Genomic DNA, 19,616 nt, shown 5'->3' with positions numbered 1-19,616 from the left:
CGTCACGGTGCGGTCGACGCGAGATGTCGAGAACAGCGTCGTGGGTGTCATGGTTTTGTCCAGTTCCCCGCGGAAGTCGCAGCTCCTCAGTACTTCTTGAGCTGCTTCCGGTTGACCGCCAGGATTTCGTTCGACAGCGCCGGCGCGGCGTCGGCGACGGCCCGGGACAGGGTCAGCGCCCCGACCATCTGGCTGAACAACGCCACCGCGCGTTCGCGGGCTTCCGCGGGCGTGAGCTCGGTGCCGGACTGGCGGGCGCGGTCGAGCAGCATGTCCGTGATCTTGGCGAAGTAGCCGTCGAGCCCCCGCCGGTACTCGGCCTGAGCGGCCGTGCCGTGACGGCCGGCGTCCGTGACGAGGGCCGCCGAGGCGCAGCCGGCCTCGGGGTGGTCGCGGTGCTCGGCGTTGACGTAACCGTCGACCATGTCGTGCAGGGCCGCGCGCGCCGAGCGCGGGTGTGCCGAGCGGATGGCGTCGAGCGCCGCGAGCGAGTCGGTGAAGCCTTGGTGCAGGACTTCGAGGGCGAGATCGTCCTTCGAGGCGAAGTGGTTGTAGAACCCGCCGTGCGTCATGCCGGCCGCCTTCATCACCTCTTCGAGGCCGATGCCGTCGATGCCGCGCAGCCGGAACCCCTCGCCGGCCGCGGTGACGATCTTCTCGCGGTTGAGCTGCTTCTGCTCCTGCGTGATGCGGGGCACGTCGACCACCTTCCCTGGCGGACCACCGCCACCTGGTGATGATACGCATCATCAAAACGAGTGTCCACGGCGGAGCTTGACAGTCAATGATGGCGATGGCCATCATTAATTTTGATGTCAGACGTCATCAAAACCGGGAGGGTTGGTCGTGAACTTCGGAACCATCGGCGGCGGGACGGTCGCGCGGGCCATCGCCGGCCACCTCGTGGCGGCCGGGCACAAGGTCGCCCTCAGCAACAGCCGCGGGCCGGACACGCTGCTCGACGTGGTGACCCGCCTGGGCCCGCTCGCCAGCGCGGCCACGGTCGAGGAGGCCGCCGCGGCCGACGTGGTGTTCCTCGCCGTGCGCTGGCCGCAGGTCGGCGACGCACTGGCCGGGCTGCCCCCGTGGGACGGCCGCATCCTGGTCGACACCACCAACAACCTGGATTCGATGTCGCCGGCCCTCGCCGATCTCGGGGTGGAGACGGCGAGCGAGTTCGTCGCGAGCCGGGTGCCGGGCGCGCGCGTGGTCAAGGCGTTCAACACCCTCTACGCGAAGTTCATCGCGGCCGATCCCCGGCACCCGCAAGGGCGGCAGCTGCTCTTCTACGCCGGCGACGACGCCGCGGCCAAAGCCACGTTCCACGAAGTCGCCGACGAGATCGGCTTCGCCCCGGTCGACGCCGGGACGCTGCGCGAGGGCGGCCGCCTGATGCAGATCGGCGGCCCGCTCTCGGCGCTGCACGCCCTGAAGCAGGACTGACGCCGTGAAGGCGCTCACCTACGAAAAAGCGCACCCGCTCGACGCGTTCGCCATCGAGCTGACCGACGTCGACGAACCTCGGCTGTGCGACGGTGACCTGCTGGTCGAGGTCCGCGCGATCGGCATCAACCCGGGCGAAGCCGCCATCCGCCGGACCCGCAGTGCCGAACCCGGCGGCCGGGTCATCCTCGGCTGGGAGTTCGCCGGCGTCGTCGCCGCGGTCGGGCCCGCGGCCGTCGGCTTCGCGGTGGGGGACCGGGTGATGGGCACCGGCGACATCACCCGCGACGGCGGCTGGGCCGAACGCGTCGCGATCGACCACCGGGTCGTCGCCGGGATCCCGGACCGGCTCGCGTTCACCGATGCGGCGTCGCTGCCCATCGGGGTCCTCACCGCGTGGGAGTCGCTGTTCCGCGACCAGGACACCCTGCCGCCCGGTGTCGGCCGCGTGCTCGTGCTCGGGGGCGCGGGCGGCGTCGGGTCGCTGGCCACGCAGCTGCTCAAGGCCGCGACGCCGGCGTTCGTGATCAGCACGGCCTCGCGGCCCGAGTCCCGGAAGTGGGCCGCCGAAATGGGTGCCGACCTGGTCATCGATCACCGCGGCGACCTGGCCGGACAGCTGCGCGCCGCCGGGATCGACCACGTCGACCTGGTGTTCTCCACTTCGGGCACCCGTGATCACCTGGGCGCTCTCGTCGAGGTGCTGCGGCCCTTCGGTCACCTGGCCGCCATCGACCTCGCCGGCCCGTTCGACCCGGGCGCTCTCATCGGGAAGTCGCTGTCGCTGCACAGCGAAACGGTGTTCAGCAGGATCACAACCGGTGGCGACGTCGCCGAACAGGGCCGGATCCTGGCCCGGGTGGCGGACGACGTCACGGCGGGCCGTCTGCGCCCGATCGTCACCACCACGCTCGAGGGCCTGACCGCCGAGACGATGAAGACGGCGCACACGCTCGCCGAGAGCGGCCGGACCATCGGCAAGACCGTCATCCACGTACCATCGAAGTGAAAGGAAATCCCGACGTGACAAAGGATCTGCTCGACGGCGAGTACGCCCCGAGCACTGACCCCGCGACCCGTGACCAGGTCGAGCTCTACGAGCGCACCGACGGCCGCGAAGGCGCGACGATGGCGGGCGAACCCGTCGTCGTGCTGACCATGCGGGGCGCCCGTTCGGGCAGGCTGCGCAAGGTCGCGCTGATGCGCATCGAGCGGGACGGCGTCTACGCCGTCGGCGCCTCGGCCGGCGGCCAGGCCCGCAACCCGGGCTGGTTCCACAACCTCGTGGCGCACCCGACGGTCCAGCTGCAGGACGGTCCCGACCGGCGGCTGATGACCGCCCGCGTCACGGAAGGCGCCGAGCGGGACAGCCGGCTGGCCTACGCCGACGAGCTCTACCCGTTCTTCGCCGGCCTGCGCGCCCGGAGCATCGAGACGGGCAACCGCGAGGTCCCGCTGGTCCTGCTCGAACCCGTCAGGAGCTGATCCGCTCCGCCGCCGGCCCGCTCTCGACGCGGTCGAGCACCTTCGCGGAGATCCGGTGCAGGGTCCGCAGCTCGTGCGGGGTGAGGACGTCGACGAACAGAGTGAGGACCTGCGCCACGTGCGCGGGCGCCGCGCTGACGAGGTGGGCGTGGCCCGCCTCGGTCAGCACGGCCAGCGTGTAGCGCCCGTTTTCGGGATCCGGCTCGCGGCGGACGAAGCCGCGGTTCTCCAGCCGGCCGATGAGGTGGGAGAGCCGGGACAGCTCCGTGGTGGCCAGGGTGGCGAGCTCGCTCATCCGCAGGCGGCGCCCGGGCTGGTCGGACAGGTGCGCCAGGACGTGGTACTCGAGCAGGCTGAGCTTCGAGTCCTGCTGGAGCTGCGTTTCCAGCGCCGCGGGCAGGCGCTGCAGGAGTCGCACGAACCCGCGCCACGCCGCCAGCTGGTCGTCGGTGAGCCAGCGGGGCTCGGGGTCCTTCGGAGCAGGCATGCGGGGGAGTGTACTTGCGGACCGGCCACACTTGAAACTTCAAGCCAGAGCGACTAGCTTGACTTGAAGATTCAAGTCCCACTGATTCGGAGGCCACCCCATGAGCGACCTGAAGCTCGCGATCGTCCTCGGCAGCACCCGCCCCGGCCGCAACGGCGCAGCCGTGGCCGACTGGGTCCTGACCCGGGCCAAGGAGCGCACCGGCGCCGACTACGAGCTGGTCGACCTGCTCGACCACCCGCTGCCGCACCTGGACGAGCCGATCCCGGCCAGCGCCGGCAAGTACGCCGGCGAACACACGAAAGCCTGGGCCGCGACGATCGCCCGGTTCGACGGCTTCGTCTTCGTCACCCCCGAGTACAACCACTCGACGTCCGCGGTGCTGAAGAACGCCATCGACTACCTCTACCGCGAATGGAACAACAAGGCCGCGGCCTTCGTCTCCTACGGTTCACTGGGCGGAGCCCGTGCGATCGAGCACCTGCGCGCGATCTGCAGCGAACTGCAGCTCGCCCACGTCCGCCAGCAGCTGTCGTTCTCCCTGGTGAACGACTTCCGCAACCACACGACGTTCACCCCCGCGCCCGCGCACGACCAGGCGGCCACGATCCTGTTCGACCAGCTCGAATCCTGGGCCGGCGCCCTCAAGACGGTCCGGAACTGAACCCGTGGAAGAAACGGGGGGACGCCTGCGGGTCGTGTTCGCCGACCTGCGCCGCGCGGTCGACGACGTCATCCTCAAGCACCAGGTCACGCTCGACGAATTGCTCGCCGCCATCGACTGGCTCCAGCAGGTGGCGGAGGCAGGCGAGCTGCCATCGGCGAGCATCTTGTTCTACAAGACGGTCCTCAAAGGAACCGCGGGGGCACCCTACGCCCACCCGGAAAAGGACGGCGCGAGCCACTGGGAGATGGAGGGGCCCGCCCACCGTCCCGGAGCACCGGTCCGCCAAAGCCCCGCGGTGCTGCCGATGCGGCCCGACGAGCCCGGCGAGCCGCTCATCGTGTCCGGAACGGTCCGCACCACCACAGGAAGCCCATTGCCCGGCGCGGCGCTGGAGATCTGGCAGATCGACGCGAACAACGTCTATTCCGGGATGGACACCAGTGATTTCGCGCCCCTGAACATCCCCAACGACGCCACCGGAATTCCGCCCGGCAACCTCCGCGCAAGAATCATCGCCGACAGCGACGGCCATTACGAATTCCGCACGGTGATGCCCGGCCTCGAGACCTTCGGCATCCCTGCGGAGAGCCCTCTCGCGACGTTGACGCAAGCCTTGCGCCTGGAGGGCACCCGCCCCCGGCACATCCATTCGATCGTGACCGCGGAGGGCTGCTTACCGCTGACCACCCAGATCTACTTCGACGGCGACCCGCTCGTCGAAAGCACGATCGAAGGAACGGTCCCGGCCGAGGCGGTCAAGACGACCACCCGCCACGAAGACCACCACGCTCGTGGTCTGGACCAGCCCTACCGGACTCTCACGTACGACTTCGTCCTCCGCCCCGTCTGAACGACGAGGACCCGGTCGTCCGGTCCGAGGACCGGCCTCAGGGAGTGGCGACGAGGGTGACCAGCGTGCTGCCCTTGTCCCCGGGAATGGGTGTCCACTCGTTCTTCGAGATGTCGATCGCGGTGCTCTGGCCCGCGAGCGTCGCCTTCACGGTGTGGTCGTCACCCTTGATGAACGTCACCTCGGGGATCTCCATGGTCAGCCTGCCGGACTGGCCGGCCGGGACCTTGAAGCAGGCGATCGGCTTGAGGTTGCGGCGCACCCGGATGAACCCGTCGTTGCCGGGCGTCGACGGGCAGTCGACCAGCAGCATGTGGCCGTCACCGGTGATCAGCTTGAAGCCCTGCTCGGCCAGAATCCGGTCCGCACCGGGGTAGCTGTAGTCCTCGACGAGCGACGGAGGTTCGTCGTCGGCGGCCTGCGTCGCCGGTGCGGTCCCGGCCATCGCCGAGGCGGCCGTCGGCAGGGTCGCGATGAGCACCGCGGTGGCAGCAGCCAGCACGAGGAACGGCTTGGCCATTCGAATCTCCCCCTAGTGAAACCCCCGGCAGGCTGACAGCCTGCTGATCGCACAGTAAACGCCGAGGCCGCCGCCGTCAACGAGTGATCGTCCCGGCCGAGGGCAGGCCGCTGAACGAGAACTCGGCCTGGGGTGAACGGGCTTCCGCGCCGCCCGTGTTTGCCGCTAACGTGCAAACGGTCTTTCTTGACAAACGGCTTACATCGGTTGAGCTATTAGGGGGCATTGGCCAATGAGGGGGAAGTGGCGGCTTTCGCGCGCGCTCAGAACACCTGTCGCAGCAACACTTGCCGTGGCGCTGGCCGCCGGACTGGTCGAGGGGTTGGCCGTACCGCCGGTCGCGGCCGCCGCACCGGCCGCGGACCAGCCCAGCGAGCGCGCGCAGGTGGTGCAGCTGTGGAAGACCGGTGGAGCAGGCGTGGAGGCGGCGGCCGAAGCCGCGCTCACCGGGACCGATGAGGACGTGCACCGGTTCCTCACCGCCGACCTGGCCGCGGTGCAGGACAACGATCTCTGGAACGAGATCGGCCGGTTCATGTTGCTGGGCGGTGCGAACACGCGCACCGCGGCGACCGCCGCGCTCGACGGGAACACCGACGCCAAGCGGCAGTTCCTCGCCGGTGGCTGGCAGGCGCCGTGGAAGGAAGACATCCGCGGCAAGGTCGGCCAGGTGATGGCCGCGGCCCCGGTCGGCAGCAACGTCCGGACCGAGGGCAGCCGCGCACTCGACAGCGACAACGTCGACACGATGCTGAAGTTCCTCAGTACCGGAAAGGACGACGCGCAGGACGCCGACGACACCATCCAAGTCGGCAGGCTGATGTCCGCTGCCGGCCGGGGCACCCGGGTGTGGGAGGCCGCCCAGCGTGCGCTCGACGGCACCATCGAGGACATCCACGAGTTCCTCCGGCAGGGCTACCAGGTCGCGGTCCAGCGCGACCAGGAGGTGTTGTCGGTCAAGTCGCTGGCCGAGCTGGCCAAGCAGGCCGGTGACCAGGCCGCGCTGCAGACGCAAACCGCCAAGGACGCCGCCGACGCCGCCATCGCGGCCGCCGCCAAGGCCAAGGAGGCGGCCGAGCGCGCCAAGCGGGAAACCGATGCGGCACAAGGCGATGCCGACCGCGCCGCGCAGGCGGCCGGACGGGCCGCGGAGGGCGCGCGCCGGGCCGCGGAGGCCGCGCAGAGCGCGATCAGCGCGGCCGCCACGGCCAACGAGGCGGCCCGCATCGCGGCCAACGCGGCGAGCAAGGCCGCGGCCGCGGCGGTCGCCGCCGGGCAGGCCGCCGCGCGGGCCCGGGACGCCGCCGTCCAGGCCGGCCTGGACCACGGTAAGGCGGATGCCGCACGGGACGCGGCCCGCACCGCACGTCAGGTCGCCGAAGCGGCGGAGACGGCCGCGAAGGCCTCCGAGGCGGCCGGCAACGCCGCGACCGCCGCCGGGAACGCGGCGACAGCGGCCGGCAGTGCCGGCGCGAACGCCGACGCCGCCGCTTTCGCCGCCGGGCAGGCGTACCAGGCCGCGCTCGCGGCCGGTGCGAACGTGGCCGAGGCCAAGGCCGCCGCGGACCGCGCCCGCCGGGCCGCCGCCGAGGCCAACAGGGCCTCGGCGGCGGCGAAGAACATCGCCGCCGGGGCGGCCCAGGCCGCCCGCGAAGCCCGGGACGCCGCCACGTCCGCCGCCGCGCACGCCAGGGCCGCCGCCGACGCGGCCGATGAGGCCGCGAACGCCGCGTGGCAGGCCGACCAGGCCGCGACCAAGGCGGAAACCGCCGCTGCCGACGCCGACCTGGCGGCCAAGGAGGCCCAGGACGCGGTGGACACGGCGACCCGGATCGCCGAGACCGCGCGCAAGGCCGACGCCGAACGGCTTGCCCAGGAGAAGGCGGCCGCGATCGCCGAGGCCCAGGACGCCAAGGCCGAAGAGGACGAGGCCGCGGCCAAGGCCGAGTGGAAGGCCGGCCGTGCGGTCGAGCTGGACGCCGAGGCGCAGCGGCTGCTGACCGAGGCCCGTGACCCGGCCACCTCACCCGCCAAGGTGATCGAGAACGGCCGCAAGGCCGCCGCCCGGCTGGGCAAGTCCGGCGGCCCGTGGACCCGTGCCGCCGCCGAGGCGGCACTGTCCGGCGGCGAACCGGACGTGAAGATCTTCGTCGCGACCGGTCAGCAGCTCGCGGCCGCGAACGACGACCGGGCCAGCGTCGGCGCCATCGCGGACACCACCGCGAAGATCCCGCAGCGGCAGGCCGCGATCACCGCGCTGGGCGGTGACGACGCGCACGTCCAGGAGTTCCTGCGCACCCGCGCCTACCCGGGCCAGTTCGACGACCTGCTGAGTGAGGTCCGCCAGATCATGCTGGCGGCCAAGGACGGCTCGAACGTCCGCACCCAGGCCAGCCGGGCCATCGACACCAACCAGGTGGACGCGCTGCGCGCGTTCCTGGACACCGGCCAGTACGTGGCCCGCGACGAAGACAACCGCAACGAATTCCGTGCGGTGATGGCCTGCGGCGACAAGTGTCCCGAGGTCAACGCGGTCGCGCAGGCCGCGCTGGAGGGCCCGGCGTCCCGGTTCCGGCGCATCCTCGACGTGGAAATCCCGCGGGCGCGGCAGCGCGACGCCGACACCGCGGTGCACGTCGCGGAGATCGACGGCTACCTGTCGAACGCCGGCCAGTCGGCGGCGACCGCCCGGTCCAACGCGGCCAAGGCGCACGAGTTCGCCGCACGGGCCCGGTCCGCGGCCGACGACGCGCAGGAGTACGCGAACGAGGCCCAGAGGCAAGCCACCAAGGCCGCCGAGTTCGCCCAGCAGGCCAAGGACTCGGCGGACGCGGCGCAGCGGTCGGCCGACCAGGCGGCCGAGTCGGCCCGTCAAGCCGCGGCCGCCGCGGCGCAGGCCAACCAGGCCGCCAACTCGGCCGCGAAGTCGCTCGCGCAGGCGCAGGTCTCGGCCAGCAAGGCCAACGACTACGCCGCCGACGCGGCCGCGTCGGCCGAGACAGCCAGGTCCGAGGCGCTGGCGGCGAACAAGTCAGCGGGCGAAGCGGCTGACGAGGCGGCCAAGGCGCAGAAGATCGCCGCGGACAAGAAGCTGGCCGAGGACCAGCAGAAACGCACCGCGGACGAGCAGCGCAGGCAGGACCAGGCCAACAACCCGAACGTCGGCCAGCCCGGCACGGCCACCGACGACGACAACGAGGTCCTGACCGGCAACGACGAGGACGTGCTGCGGCTCGAGGGCGGCCAAGCGGCCGTCGACGAGTACCGCAAGGCGATGAGCGACGCCGACAAGGGGGTCCTGGACTGGATCCTGGAGAACGGCGGCAAGGTCATCCTCGACATCATCGGCTGGGAGGACGCCCGCAAGTGCTTCACCGAGGGTGACATCGGCGGCTGCATCTTCACCGCGCTCAACGCGATCGGCCCGATCCGCGCGCTGAAGGTCGCGTTCAAGCTGCCCGAAGCCTTCTCCGCCAGCGTCAAGCTGGTCAGCGGCTTCCACCGGTTCCGCGAGGCGGTCGCGGCCGGCCGTGTGGTGGTCGACAGGCTCGGCGGCAAGCTGCGGGACGTCTACCAGTGGCTGAAGAACCCGTGTGGTCCCAACAGTTTCACCCCGGACACACTGGTGCTGCTGGCCGACGGCTCGGTCAAGGCGATCGGGGCCATCCGCCTCGGTGACGTGGTCCTGGCGACCGACCCGGCGACCGGGCAGACCGAGGGCCGGCCGGTGACCCAGCTCATCCCCGGTTCGGGTGAGAAGAACCTGGTCGACATCACGGTCACCGGCGGCGGCACGGTCACGGCCACCGAAGGCCACCCGTTCTGGGTGGACGGCAAGGGGTGGCGTGAGGCCAAGGACCTCGGGGTCCGGGACAAGCTGCGGCAGCCCGACGGCCACTGGGTCACGGTCACGGCGACCCACCACTGGACCGCGCACCAGGACGTCGACAACCTCACGGTCGACGACATCCACACGTTCTACGTCGTGGTCGGCGGCGTCCCGGTGCTGGTGCACAACTCCGGCGCGAAGGTCTGTGCCATCGGCGCGGCCGGCGAGGCGAAGATCGCTTCGATCACGGGGCTGCCCAAGAACACCCTGAAGATCAAGATCAACAATCGGGACCGGATCCCGGACTTCCTGACCCGCGACGCGGCCGGCAAGACGAGTTACATCGGCGACTCGAAGAACGTCGCCTACCAGTACCTGTCGACGCAGCTGAAGGACTACATGGACGAGGCCGCGAGGGGCGGGGTCAAACTGCAGCTGTTCGTGCGTCAGCGGGTGAACGGCAAGCCGGGTACCGTTCTGTCCGGTCCGCTGCAGGATCTGGTCAACCAAGGCAAGATCATCTTGCACGAAGTCATCTGACGATGGGAGGCAAGTCGGTGCGTCAGTCCACGGATGAGGTCGCCCGGGCGATCCTGGAGTACTACGACTTGCCCGCGGACCCCGCGGCGCCGTTCGAGGACTGGACCGGTGCCGCGGGGCTGTCCCACCGCGAGGTGGTCGACCGCATCGCCGGCGACCCGGGTTTCCTGGCCGCCCGGATCGCCGAAGTCAAGAACGATCCGGCCCTGCCGCAGTACCGCGAGGAGGCGAGCGGCCTGCTCGCCTCCCTCACGGAGGCCGGGTTCCCCGTCCTGCGGGTCGAGCACCTGTACCGGCTGCGGCTCAACGGGAAGATGCTCGACTACAAGGCCCAGGTGCCGCTCCTGGTGGAGTGGCTGGACCGAACGGACTACTTCCCACTGGTGAGTGAGCTGGTGCGGGCGTTGTCGTTCGGCTTCGCCAAGAAGCAGGCCCGGCCGCTGTTCCTCAGGCTGTTCCGCGATCTGCCCGAGCTGCGCGGAGCGGCTGGGCACGAGGTCACGGAGTCCGACCGGGAAGACCTGCGTTGGGCGATCGGCCTGGGCCTGGCCGGATTCGCCGAGCCCGCGGTCGCCGACGAGTACCTGGACCTCGTGGCGGACCCGAAGTACGGCTCCGCCCGGTCGGAGCTGGTCAACGCGTTGCCGAAACTCAAGGACGACCGTGCCGCGGCGGTGGCCATGGGTCTGCTGGACGATCCTTCGGTCGCGCACATGGCCGTCCGGACCCTGGCCAAACTGAACCACGCGGAGGCGAAGCCCCGGATCCAGGCCCTGCTGGACGATCCTCCGTCCACCTGGGACGACAATGACGTCTACAACGTCAGGACCGAGGCCCGCAAGGCGCTGAAGAAGCTGGGCTGAGCCGCCACGTGATCCGGAATGGGTGTTGTTCCGCTAACAAACGACGCCACTTCGGTTGTGCGTGGTGCCAGGTCATATTGATTCGGGTAGCTCGGGAACGCCGGCGCCGGTGGGTACACGACGGGTAGGAGGCCGATGATCGGTCCTTTGCTTCTCGGCCGGTCCGGATGTATCCCGAGGTCATCGGGCGCATTGAAGCCCGGCCTTCTGAGCCCTGTCTCACAGAGACGTGCAGGAGGGCGTAGTGAGGCTGAGGTCGAGCGTAACTCGTGGACTCGCGGTCGCTGCTGCCTTTGTCCTCATCGGACTTCTCGCGCCGCAGGCGGCGAAGGGCCAGACGCCACAGAACCCCGTGCGAGCCGTATCCGACGTGCCTCTGGGTTCCTGGCGAACAGCCGCCACCGAAGCCGGATCCGGACGCGTCGCCGGTGCGACACCGTTGGCCACCGGGGACGCGGATACTCATCGTGGTCTGCTGCGTCGGACCTCGATACGCGAGCCTACGATGGTCATCGATCACTGAGGCGGGCAGAAAGAAGGCTTGATCCTGTGAGCTATGACCTCTACCTGTGGGCCGAGCCCAACCCGGTAACGGCCGAACAGGCCGCGGATATCTGCAATCGCCTGGCCAATGGTGACGAGGCCTCGACGACGCCTTCCACTCGCCACCTCGAATTCGCTGCAGAGCTGGTCACGCACTATCCGCGGCTGGAGGATCTCACCGACCTCGACGACTCCCCGTGGAACATGAGCCCGGACGCCACGGACCGCCGCGTGATCCTCTGCCTGGGCCTGTCTCAGGCCGCCGAAGCAGGCCCGCTCATCCTTGAACTGGCAGATCGATACAACCTGGTCTGCTATGACCCGTCCACCCGGCAGGTTCACCATCCAGCTCAGACCACAATCTGAAGGCCCATTGCGTGGGGAAGCGAGCGACGGCAGCAGGATCTTCGTCCCACCACTGAGCAGCCAGCTCAGCAAGTCCGTCGCCTCGGCCGCGCGAACTGGTGTGCACGGCTCGAACGCAAAGACGGCGTCTCCGTGCCGATCAGCCTGATTCACCCGAGGTCGGCGCTCCAGATCAACATCCCCTTGTTGTCGGCGGCCGCTTCACCTGCACCGAGACGTTCGGCAACGTCGGTGAGCATGTGCGTCACGCTGCACCACTCGGCTGCGTATGCGCCTTCGCTTGCGTACCAATTCATCACGCAGCCGTACTGCTGACCGGGCCGGGCATCGACACACAGCATCCCGCCGTCGCTGGAACGGCAGACGGGTACCAGCGCTGAGCAGTACGGGAACACGGACTCGCCGGCGGTCATCTGGTGCTCGCCTTCCCGAAGAGGGGTGGGCGAGCTGTTGTTGTCGGAGGCCGCGCCGATCACCGGCGCGGCCTGGACGGACAGCGGGGAAACGCCGCGACCGCAGGCAGCTCAAGCAGAGGGGAAAGGGAGAGGTCCGCACAGTGCCGTCGCCACCGCCGCTGAAGGCGATCCTGCACACGCACCTGACCACGCTCGGCACGGCGACCGACGGGCGGCTGTTCCGGAACCTGACTGGGGGAGACCTGGCCGAGTCCACGGTCGGCCGAGTCTGGGACAAGGCGCTCAAGGCGGCGTTCTCGGACGACGAGTACGCCTCTCCGCTGGCAAAGCGTCCTTACGACCTCCGGCACGCCTGTGTGTCGACCTGGCTGGCCGCCGGGGTGCCCTCTACGCAGTGCGCGGAGTGGGCCGGCCACTCCGTCGCCGTCCTGCATCAGATCTACGCCAAGGTGATCGCCGGCCTGGAGTCGGCCGCCCATGACCGCATCGAGAAGGTGCTCGACTGGCGGGGCGACGACGGTTCAGACGGCTAACGCCGCAGGTCGGCAGTCGCGAGGGCTCCCGGTCTGGAAGGATCGGCTCCTGATCGTATCCACGCTGGTCAGGAGCCGATCTGCGTGGCGCTCGCGTGTGCCACTCGAGGTCCGACCAGGCAGCCAGGTGTTCGATGCTCGGTGACTTGGTCGTGTAGCGGTCAGCTGACCAGGTGCGACTATGCAGCTATGAGCCAGTCTCAGTCGCCGGCGTCAGATGCAGCGTCGGGCGAGCAACCGATGCGGCCTGAGTTGACCATGCGTGGTTCGACGGCCTTGCCGAAGCAGTTGCCGAAATGGCTACTTCCGGCGGTCGCGGTAGGCGCCTCGGTTGTGGCACTCCTGGTACTCGTATTGCTGCTCTGGATCGTCAAAGACGCCAAGCTTAGTAGCGAAAACCTGCTGACCGCGAGACTTGAGGCCGTGAAGATCACATCGGGCGTCGTTGTTTCTGCCGGTGGTGCACTCGCGCTATATCTCGCCGTGCGAAGGCAGCAGGCGACTGAGGTGGATCTACACTTGCGGGATCGCGCTCAAGCGCACGTTGAACAGGTCGCTCTCGACAACCGTTTGCACCAGGAGCGGCTGGCTGTGGCGGCGGAGAACGATGCATTGCAGCGACGAGTAACGGATTTGTATGCGAAGTCGGTGGAACAACTAGGTTCCCGACACGCGCCCGTTCGTCTCGGCGCGATGTATGCGTTGGAGCGGTTGGGGCAGGAGAATCCGGATTCTCGGCAGACGGTTGTAAACGTTGTATCTGCATATCTCCGCATGCCCTTCAGGGTGCCTCGATCGAAGTTTGGCCTCGAAAGTGTTGACGCCACTCATTCCAACCTGGCGGAAGATGATGCTCTAGAAAGTGATAGTGAATTCAGGCAGGAGCTTGAGGTTCGCAATGCTGCTCAGCGCATCTTGCAAACCCGCTTCCGTGTAAAAGACTGGCGCGGCGAGGGAGATCCGAATCCGTTGCACTGGGGGACCGATCTGCGTATTGACCTGTCTGGTGCGACTCTAATAGACTTTACGTTCGCTCACTGCGACGCGCAAGATGCAACCTTTCGCGAGTGTCTATTTATAGGTGATGCAAGGTTCTGGTCATCCGCCTTCAGGGGGCGGACGGCTTTTGATGGGTCGATATTCACTGGTGAAGCCGATTTTTCCCGGGCCAACTTCCGCGACAGTAAGCATGTAAGTGCTAGTAGCTTTAGTGGCTCGACATTTCTCGGGGTGGCGCGATTTAATGGTACGCACCACGGGTTCTTTGAGTGTATTGGGTCAATCTTTTGGAAAGAAGCTTCTTTTGGCCAGCTTGACGTCCAGTCCCACGCGTACTTCGGTCGATCAGTATTTCATGAACACGTGTCGCTTGATCTTGCAAAAAATAGGCATCGTACATGGTTTGATGGGACCCGTTTTCTGGGAACGGCTTCAATGAAGCAGGCGGTTTTCTTTACTGGTGTTGCTTGGGATGATGTTGAATTGGCTGCCACTCCTGACCTGTCTAACAGTGTGACTGCCGTAGAGCGGAGCTATGGCATCTCGAAGACAGGTAGTACGAAGTATGATGATCAGTGGCCTGCCGGTTGGCGAGCGGGTCCGTGGCCCAAGTATCGGACGGCCCCGGGCGAGAACGCAGTTTGGGCACTGCTGATCCGCTCGTCCGAGGAGTCATAGAGTCCGCGACTCCTGGTCAGGATGACTCAAGCCTGCTGGTTCGCTGGAGTCGCAGTCTGTGCGGGTTAGGTGCGCAGGTGACGCCTCTCAGCCGTCGGTCACGCGCCCGACCTACCCGGGATCGAGGTGGCAGGCGTCAGGTCGACGGGCGTTCGGCTGATCGAGCGCCGCAGCCTGATTTGCGGGGGCGCATAGGGGGTGAAGGGTCGTAGACGGTCGGACAGAGCCGGACACGACCGGACTCACGAGAACGGCCCCTACCCAGGTTTCGCCTGGTCAGAGGCCGTTCTGTGCTGGTGGGCCACAGTGCCCCCGGTGAGATTCGAACTCACACTGGACGGGTTTTGAATCCGTTGCCTCTGCCAGTTGGGCTACGGGGGCGTGACGCCGTGACTCTACGGGATCACCGGACCCGACCCACTCCCGGGGCCGGAGTGTCGCGCCCGCCACTACGTGGTGAACGCCATCTCTGGTTCTGGATCGTTCCCGGTAGGCTTCAGGTTCGCGGAACACGCGAAACCGACCGTCCCGCCGAGTCTTCAGGAGGACCCCGGTGACCGATCAGGCTACCGAGGCCAACGGTGCCGCCACCGTGCCGCAGCGTCGGGTGCTCGTCGCGGAAGACGAGGCTCTCATCCGGCTTGATCTCGTCGAAATGCTGCGTGAAGAGGGCTATGAGGTCGTCGGCGAGGCCGGGGATGGCGAGCAGGCCATCTCGCTCGCCACGGACCTCAAGCCCGATCTCGTGATCCTCGACGTCAAGATGCCCAAGCTCGACGGGATCGAGGCCGCCGCCAAGATCACCGGGGACCGGATTGCGCCCGTCGTCATCCTCACCGCCTTCAGCCAGCGGGATCTGGTCGAACGCGCGCGGGATGCCGGGACCATGGCCTACCTCGTCAAGCCCTTCGCCAAGCGGGACCTCGTGCCCGCCATCGAGCTCGCCGTCAGCCGGTTCTCCGAGCTGCAGGCCCTCGAGGCCGAGGTGGCCGGGCTCACCGACCGGCTCGAGACGCGGAAGGTCATCGACCGCGCCAAGGGCCTGCTGATGAGCCGCCAGGGCCTCACCGAGCCCGATGCCTTCCGGTGGATCCAGCGGACCGCCATGGACCGGCGGACCACCATGAAGGCCGTGGCCGAGGCCGTCGTCGAGAGCATCGGGAGCTAGCCCGACCGGCGGCCGGCAGGCAGAATCACGCAGGTGAAGCTGCTGCCGGCCGTCGTGGCCCTCGCCCTCCTGACAGGCTGCCAAGCGGCGCAGCCGAGCGCGCCCGCGCCCACCACCTACGAGCTGCCTCCGCGACCCGTGCGGCCCGACGAGACCGCCCTCAAGGTGCCGCCCGCCAAGAACGGCGACACCGAGTTCGACCTGATCGGCCTCGCCTCCGGGCTGCCCAGCATCACCGGGAGCCACGCCGAGATGCTCCCCAAGGGCCAGTACGTGCGCCTGCGGCTGGTGATCACCAACACCGGCACCTCGAGCGTCCTGTTCGACACGAAACGCCAGCTCCTGGTCGACGACCAGGGCGGCACCCACCCCTCGGACGAGCAGGCCATGCTGATCAAGCGCCAGCCCGCCCAGTTCGACCTCGGCCACGGCGTGCGCGTCGAATTCGACCTCTACTGGGACATCCCCAAGGACCGGAAGCCGGCGGCGCTCAGAGCCTTCGGCGGGCCCACCATCACCGACATGAAGAACGCCAACGGCACCGACATCAAGCTGTGAGAAAGGGCCCGGCGCCGAAGCGCCGGGCCCCCGAAAACAACACTCAGACGCCGAGGTCGCCACCGAGGTAGGCGGCCCGCACCTTCGGGTCGTTCAGCAGCTCGGCGCCGGGCGCGCTCTGGACCACACGGCCCGTCTCGAGCACGTACGCCCGGTCCGACAGCTTCAGCGCCTGCTGGGCGTTCTGCTCCACCAGCAGCACCGTCGTCCCGCGCTTGTTGATCTCGCGGATGATGTCGAAGATCTGCGCGATCAGCATCGGCGCCAGGCCCATCGACGGCTCGTCGAGCAGCAGCACCTTCGGCTTCGTCATCAGCGCGCGGCCGATGGCGATCATCTGCTGCTCGCCGCCCGACATGGTGCCGCCGAACTGCGTCTTGCGCTCGTTCAGCCGCGGGAACAGCTCGTAGACCTCGTCGAGGTCGGCCTTCAGGTCGTCCTTGCGGGTGTAGGCACCCATCAGGAGGTTCTCCTGCACCGTCATGCCGGGGAACACGCCCCGGCCCTCCGGCGACTGGCCGATCCCGAGCAGCACGCGCTTGTGCCCCGGGGTCTTCGAGATGTCCTGGCCGTTGAACAGGATCCGGCCGCTGGTGAGCGGCCGCAGCCCGGAGATCGTCTTGAGCGTCGTGGTCTTGCCGGCGCCGTTGGCCCCGATGAGGGAGACGATCTCACCCTCGCCGACCTCGATGCTCATGCCCTTGAGGGCCGCGATCTTGCCGTAGTGGACGTTGATGTCCTGGACCTCAAGAAGCATCTTCGGACACCCCCAGGTACGCCTCGATCACCTTCTGGTTGTTCTGCACCTCGTGCGGCAGCCCTTCTGCGATCTTCTGCCCGAAGTCGAGCACCGCGAGCCGGTCGCTGATGTGCATGACCAGGCCCATGTCGTGCTCGATGAGCAGCACCGTGCGGCCGTCGTCCCGGATCTTGCGGATCAGCGCCTGCAGGGCGTTCTTCTCCGCCGGGTTCATGCCCGCGGCCGGCTCGTCGAGCAGCAGCAGCTTCGGGTCGGTGGCCAGCGCCCGCGCGATCTCCAGCCGGCGCTGGTCGCCGTAGGAGAGGTTCTTCGCGACGCTGTGCTCGACCCGGCCGATGCCGACGAAGTCGAGCAGTTCCCTGGCCACCTCGCGGCCGTGCTTCTCTTCCTTGCGGTGCCACGGCAGGCCGAGCGTCGCGCCGATCGCGCCCGTCTTGTGGTGCGCGTCGACGCCCACCATGACGTTCTCCAGCGCCGTCATGTTGTGGAACAGCCGGATGTTCTGGAACGTCCGGGCGATGCCGCGCTTGGTGACGCGGAACCGCTTCATCCCGTCGATGCGGTCGCCGTCGAAGCGGACCTGGCCCTCGGTCGGCTGGTAGACGCCGGTGACCACGTTGAACACCGTGGTCTTGCCGGCGCCGTTCGGGCCGATGAGGGCGAAGATCTCGCCCTGGTTGATGCTGATGTTGACCTCGCGCAGGGCGGTCACGCCGCCGAAGCGCATGGTCACGTTGTCGAATTCGAGCAGGGCGTTCACTTGGCGACCTCCGCCGATGCCTCGGAGTCCGGCCCGGCCACTTCGGCACCCATGGCGCCCATGCCGCCGGTTCCTTCCCGTAGTTCGGCCTTGCGCTGCCGGGACGGCAGCAGACCCTCCGGCCGCAGGGCCATCATCAGGACCAGCACGAAGCCGAAGATGAGGATGCGGTACTCGGAGAGGAACCGGAACCGCTCGGGCAGCCACGCGATCACGAACGCGCCGAGGATGACACCGGGCAGGTTGCCGGAGCCGCCGAGCACGACCGCGGCCAGGATGGTCGCGGACAGGATGAACGGGAAGTTGTTCGGCTCGATGAACACGGCCTTGCTGGCGTAGATCGTGCCGGCGAAACCACCGATCATCGCGCCGATCGCGAAGGCGAGCAGCTTGAACTTGAACGTCGGCACGCCCATCAGCTCGGCCGCGTCCTCGTCCTCGCGGATCGCCGCCCACGCCCGGCCGACGCGGCTCTTGTTGAGCCGCACCGAGAAGGTGATGACGAGGACGATCGCGAACAGCATCAGGTAGTAGTACGGCGCCGGGTCGAGGAAGAACTCGACCCCGAAGATCGGCTCCGGGTGCGGCACGTTCGTGATGCCGCGGGCCCCGCCGATGGCGTCGGTGTTGTTCGCGGTGATCCGGACGATCTCCCCGAAGCCCAGCGTCACGATCGCGAGGTAGTCACCCCGGAGCCGCAGCGTCGGTGCGCCGAGGATGACGCCGGAGATCGACGCCAGGAAGATGCCGAGCACCACCGTCGGCCAATACGACCACCCGTACGACGTGCCGATGGACGCCCAGGTGTACGCCCCGATCGCGAAGAACGCGACGAACCCGAGGTCCAGCAGGCCGGCGTGCCCGACGACGATGTTGAGGCCGACGGCGAGCAGGATGTACGTGCCGACCGGGAAGATCAGCACCGTCGTCCAGTCCGAGTCCGGCGACATGAACGCCCCGATCCACGGAGCGGGCAGGATCAGCGCGAACACGATCAGGGCGATGTAGACGCCGTAACGCTGCCACTGCGGAGCGTCCGCCCACCAGTCCCGCAACCCGTCGACGGGGTGGAACCCGCCGCGTGCGGGCTTTCCGTTGCTGGTAGCCACTTCTTCGCCCTTCATGCGCGTGCCCGCTGCAGCGATTCACCGAGGATGCCGGTGGGCCGGAACATCAGGACCAGCACCAGGACGACGAACGCGGTGACGTCCTTCCAGGCCGAGCCGAGGAAGATGGAGCTCCAGTTCTCGACCAGGCCGAGCACGATGCCGCCGAGCAGGGCGCCGCGCAGGTTGCCGATACCGCCGAGCACCGCGGCGGTGAACGCCTTGATGCCGAGCAGGAAGCCGATGCGGTAGTCGGTGTTCTCGTACTCCATGACGAACAGGGCGGCCGCGACACCGGCCATGGCCCCGCCGAGCAGGAACGTGATGCGGACGATCCGGTCGATGCTGACACCCATCAGCACGGCGGCTTCGGGGTCCTGCGCCGTGGCGCGGATACCGCGGCCGATGCGGGTGCGGCTGACCAGCTGGTCCAGCACCACCATCACGATGACCGCGCCGATGATCACGAAGACGTGGTCGGTGCGCACGACGCCGTTGCCGATCCGGAACAGCTCCTCGTGCGGCACGAACCGCGGCGCGGACTGCTGGACGCGGCCCGGCTTGTCGAACAGCCAGGGGATGATCTTGAGGCCGAAGGCCTCCTGCAGGAACAGCGAGGCGCCGATCGCCGAGATCAGGGCGGCGAGCCGGGTCGCGCCCTTCTTGCGCAGCGGCCGGTAGGCGAGCTGTTCGAGCACGATCGCCGAACCGCCGGACACCAGCGCGGAGGCGACGATCAGCAGGAGCAGGATGCCGATCATCGAGAAGATCGTGAACGGCGCCGTCGGCGCGATCGTGACGAGGATGAACAGGGACGTCATCGTCCCGATCATGAAGATTTCGGAGTGGGCGAAGTTGATCAGCCGCAGGACGCCGTAGACCATCGTGTAGCCCAGGGCGATGAGGGCGTAGATGGAGCCGGCTACCAGGCCGCCGATGGTGCTGCCCAGAAACTGGCTCTGCAGATCTTGGAACATGACGTAGTTGCCTTACCTGACGGGGCGAGGATGGTCGCCACATTGGCGGGGAGCGGGGGTGCTGTGGT

Annotated in this window: 20 protein-coding genes and 1 tRNA gene; 12 read left to right on the top strand and 9 right to left on the bottom strand. The window is 68.3% G+C overall.

Features of this window, described 5'->3' with window-relative positions:
• Positions 1-86: 86 nt before the first annotated feature.
• A complete protein-coding gene (locus HUT10_RS12995; protein ID WP_254896850.1) occupies positions 87-698 on the bottom strand; it encodes a TetR/AcrR family transcriptional regulator in 612 nt (203 codons plus the stop codon).
• Between the two features lie 148 nt (positions 699-846).
• Between HUT10_RS12995 and HUT10_RS12990 the strand changes: the two genes are divergently transcribed.
• From HUT10_RS12990 to HUT10_RS12980, 3 genes are read left to right on the top strand one after another with little or no spacing between them, the layout of a single operon-like run.
• Complete coding sequence (locus HUT10_RS12990; protein ID WP_176171436.1) at positions 847-1,443, top strand: NADPH-dependent F420 reductase; 597 nt, start codon at positions 847-849, stop codon at positions 1,441-1,443.
• A gap of 4 nt (positions 1,444-1,447) precedes the next feature.
• Positions 1,448-2,452, top strand: a complete 1,005-nt coding sequence (locus tag HUT10_RS12985) for a zinc-binding alcohol dehydrogenase family protein (RefSeq protein ID WP_176171435.1) — start codon at positions 1,448-1,450, stop codon at positions 2,450-2,452.
• Between the two features lie 14 nt (positions 2,453-2,466).
• A complete protein-coding gene (locus tag HUT10_RS12980) occupies positions 2,467-2,928 on the top strand; it encodes a nitroreductase/quinone reductase family protein (RefSeq protein ID WP_176171434.1) in 462 nt (153 codons plus the stop codon).
• Here HUT10_RS12980 and HUT10_RS12975 read toward each other — a convergent pair.
• Positions 2,918-3,415: a MarR family winged helix-turn-helix transcriptional regulator gene (locus HUT10_RS12975; RefSeq protein WP_176171433.1), complete on the bottom strand. Its 498-nt coding sequence runs from the start codon at positions 3,413-3,415 to the stop codon at positions 2,918-2,920. The two genes, HUT10_RS12980 and HUT10_RS12975, sit on opposite strands and share 11 nt — an antisense overlap.
• Before the next feature lie 100 nt (positions 3,416-3,515).
• Here HUT10_RS12975 and HUT10_RS12970 point away from each other — a divergent pair, with 100 nt between their 5' ends.
• Together HUT10_RS12970 and HUT10_RS12965 are read left to right on the top strand one after the other, a co-directional pair.
• Positions 3,516-4,079, top strand: a complete 564-nt coding sequence (locus tag HUT10_RS12970) for an NADPH-dependent FMN reductase (RefSeq protein WP_176171432.1) — start codon at positions 3,516-3,518, stop codon at positions 4,077-4,079.
• Between the two features lie 34 nt (positions 4,080-4,113).
• On the top strand, positions 4,114-4,932 hold the full coding sequence (locus tag HUT10_RS12965; RefSeq protein WP_176171431.1) for a catechol 1,2-dioxygenase: 819 nt from the start codon (positions 4,114-4,116) through the stop codon (positions 4,930-4,932).
• A 37-nt stretch (positions 4,933-4,969) separates the two neighbouring features.
• On the opposite strand, the gene HUT10_RS12960 is transcribed toward HUT10_RS12965, so the two are convergent.
• Positions 4,970-5,452, bottom strand: a complete 483-nt coding sequence (locus HUT10_RS12960) for a hypothetical protein (protein WP_176171430.1) — start codon at positions 5,450-5,452, stop codon at positions 4,970-4,972.
• A 292-nt stretch (positions 5,453-5,744) separates the two neighbouring features.
• Between HUT10_RS12960 and HUT10_RS12955 the strand changes: the two genes are divergently transcribed.
• The 3 genes from HUT10_RS12955 (at position 5,745) to HUT10_RS12945 (ending at position 11,593) form a co-directional block, all read left to right on the top strand.
• The gene (locus tag HUT10_RS12955; RefSeq protein WP_176171429.1) at positions 5,745-9,821 is read left to right on the top strand and encodes a polymorphic toxin-type HINT domain-containing protein; all 4,077 of its coding nucleotides are present in this window, start codon (positions 5,745-5,747) and stop codon (positions 9,819-9,821) included.
• Positions 9,822-9,838: 17 nt separating this feature from the next.
• Complete coding sequence (locus HUT10_RS12950; protein WP_176171428.1) at positions 9,839-10,684, top strand: HEAT repeat domain-containing protein; 846 nt, start codon at positions 9,839-9,841, stop codon at positions 10,682-10,684.
• Between the two features lie 549 nt (positions 10,685-11,233).
• Entirely contained in the window at positions 11,234-11,593 is a 360-nt protein-coding gene (locus tag HUT10_RS12945) for a hypothetical protein (protein ID WP_176171427.1), read from the top strand.
• A 149-nt stretch (positions 11,594-11,742) separates the two neighbouring features.
• Here the strand turns inward: HUT10_RS12945 and HUT10_RS12940 are convergent, their stop codons facing one another.
• Entirely contained in the window at positions 11,743-12,069 is a 327-nt protein-coding gene (locus HUT10_RS12940) for a hypothetical protein (protein WP_176169275.1), read from the bottom strand.
• An 80-nt stretch (positions 12,070-12,149) separates the two neighbouring features.
• Between HUT10_RS12940 and HUT10_RS12935 the strand changes: the two genes are divergently transcribed.
• On the top strand, positions 12,150-12,542 hold the full coding sequence (locus tag HUT10_RS12935) for an integrase (RefSeq protein WP_217709595.1): 393 nt from the start codon (positions 12,150-12,152) through the stop codon (positions 12,540-12,542).
• Between the two features lie 189 nt (positions 12,543-12,731).
• On the top strand, positions 12,732-14,219 hold the full coding sequence (locus HUT10_RS12930; RefSeq protein WP_176171426.1) for a pentapeptide repeat-containing protein: 1,488 nt from the start codon (positions 12,732-12,734) through the stop codon (positions 14,217-14,219).
• A 307-nt stretch (positions 14,220-14,526) separates the two neighbouring features.
• On the opposite strand, the gene HUT10_RS12925 is transcribed toward HUT10_RS12930, so the two are convergent.
• Positions 14,527-14,600: transfer RNA gene (locus HUT10_RS12925), tRNA-Leu, on the bottom strand.
• Between the two features lie 172 nt (positions 14,601-14,772).
• On the opposite strand from HUT10_RS12925, the gene HUT10_RS12920 reads away from it, so the two are divergent.
• Both HUT10_RS12920 and HUT10_RS12915 read left to right on the top strand, forming a co-directional pair.
• Positions 14,773-15,387 carry an ANTAR domain-containing response regulator gene (locus HUT10_RS12920; RefSeq protein ID WP_013227937.1) on the top strand — a complete coding sequence of 205 codons (615 nt, stop codon included), beginning with the start codon at positions 14,773-14,775 and terminating at the stop codon, positions 15,385-15,387.
• Between the two features lie 33 nt (positions 15,388-15,420).
• The gene (locus tag HUT10_RS12915) at positions 15,421-15,945 is read left to right on the top strand and encodes a DUF4352 domain-containing protein (protein ID WP_176171425.1); all 525 of its coding nucleotides are present in this window, start codon (positions 15,421-15,423) and stop codon (positions 15,943-15,945) included.
• Positions 15,946-15,988: 43 nt separating this feature from the next.
• Here HUT10_RS12915 and HUT10_RS12910 read toward each other — a convergent pair whose 3' ends face one another.
• The 4 genes from HUT10_RS12910 to HUT10_RS12895 are packed head-to-tail and all read right to left on the bottom strand — an operon-like array spanning position 15,989 to position 19,548.
• Positions 15,989-16,702: an ABC transporter ATP-binding protein gene (locus HUT10_RS12910; protein WP_176171424.1), complete on the bottom strand. Its 714-nt coding sequence runs from the start codon at positions 16,700-16,702 to the stop codon at positions 15,989-15,991.
• Positions 16,692-17,465 carry an ABC transporter ATP-binding protein gene (locus tag HUT10_RS12905; RefSeq protein WP_176171423.1) on the bottom strand — a complete coding sequence of 258 codons (774 nt, stop codon included), beginning with the start codon at positions 17,463-17,465 and terminating at the stop codon, positions 16,692-16,694. Before HUT10_RS12905 ends, HUT10_RS12910 begins: the two co-directional genes overlap by 11 nt.
• A complete protein-coding gene (locus tag HUT10_RS12900; protein ID WP_176171422.1) occupies positions 17,462-18,589 on the bottom strand; it encodes a branched-chain amino acid ABC transporter permease in 1,128 nt (375 codons plus the stop codon). The genes HUT10_RS12905 and HUT10_RS12900 overlap by 4 nt, the downstream gene beginning before the upstream one ends.
• Positions 18,586-19,548 (bottom strand): branched-chain amino acid ABC transporter permease, encoded by a 963-nt coding sequence (locus HUT10_RS12895; RefSeq protein ID WP_176171421.1) that lies wholly within the window; start codon positions 19,546-19,548, stop codon positions 18,586-18,588. Before HUT10_RS12895 ends, HUT10_RS12900 begins: the two co-directional genes overlap by 4 nt.
• Positions 19,549-19,616 lie beyond the last annotated feature (68 nt).

It is taken from the genome of Amycolatopsis sp. Hca4 (genome assembly GCF_013364075.1).
Taxonomy (GTDB): Bacteria; Actinomycetota; Actinomycetes; order Mycobacteriales; family Pseudonocardiaceae; genus Amycolatopsis.
This window is presented reverse-complemented; position numbering and strand designations above follow the sequence as displayed.

What these genes read in the sequence shown, in the direction of transcription:
- HUT10_RS12975 (WP_176171433.1), bottom strand. Translation starts at nt 3,415, where the DNA reads ATGCCTGCTCCGAAGGACCCCGAGCCCCGCTGGCTCACCGACGACCAG.
- HUT10_RS12970 (WP_176171432.1), top strand. Translation starts at nt 3,516, where the DNA reads ATGAGCGACCTGAAGCTCGCGATCGTCCTCGGCAGCACCCGCCCCGGC.
- HUT10_RS12960 (WP_176171430.1), bottom strand. Translation starts at nt 5,452, where the DNA reads ATGGCCAAGCCGTTCCTCGTGCTGGCTGCTGCCACCGCGGTGCTCATC.
- HUT10_RS12930 (WP_176171426.1), top strand. Translation starts at nt 12,732, where the DNA reads ATGAGCCAGTCTCAGTCGCCGGCGTCAGATGCAGCGTCGGGCGAGCAA.
- HUT10_RS12910 (WP_176171424.1), bottom strand. Translation starts at nt 16,702, where the DNA reads ATGCTTCTTGAGGTCCAGGACATCAACGTCCACTACGGCAAGATCGCG.
- HUT10_RS12900 (WP_176171422.1), bottom strand. Translation starts at nt 18,589, where the DNA reads ATGAAGGGCGAAGAAGTGGCTACCAGCAACGGAAAGCCCGCACGCGGC.
- HUT10_RS12895 (WP_176171421.1), bottom strand. Translation starts at nt 19,548, where the DNA reads ATGTTCCAAGATCTGCAGAGCCAGTTTCTGGGCAGCACCATCGGCGGC.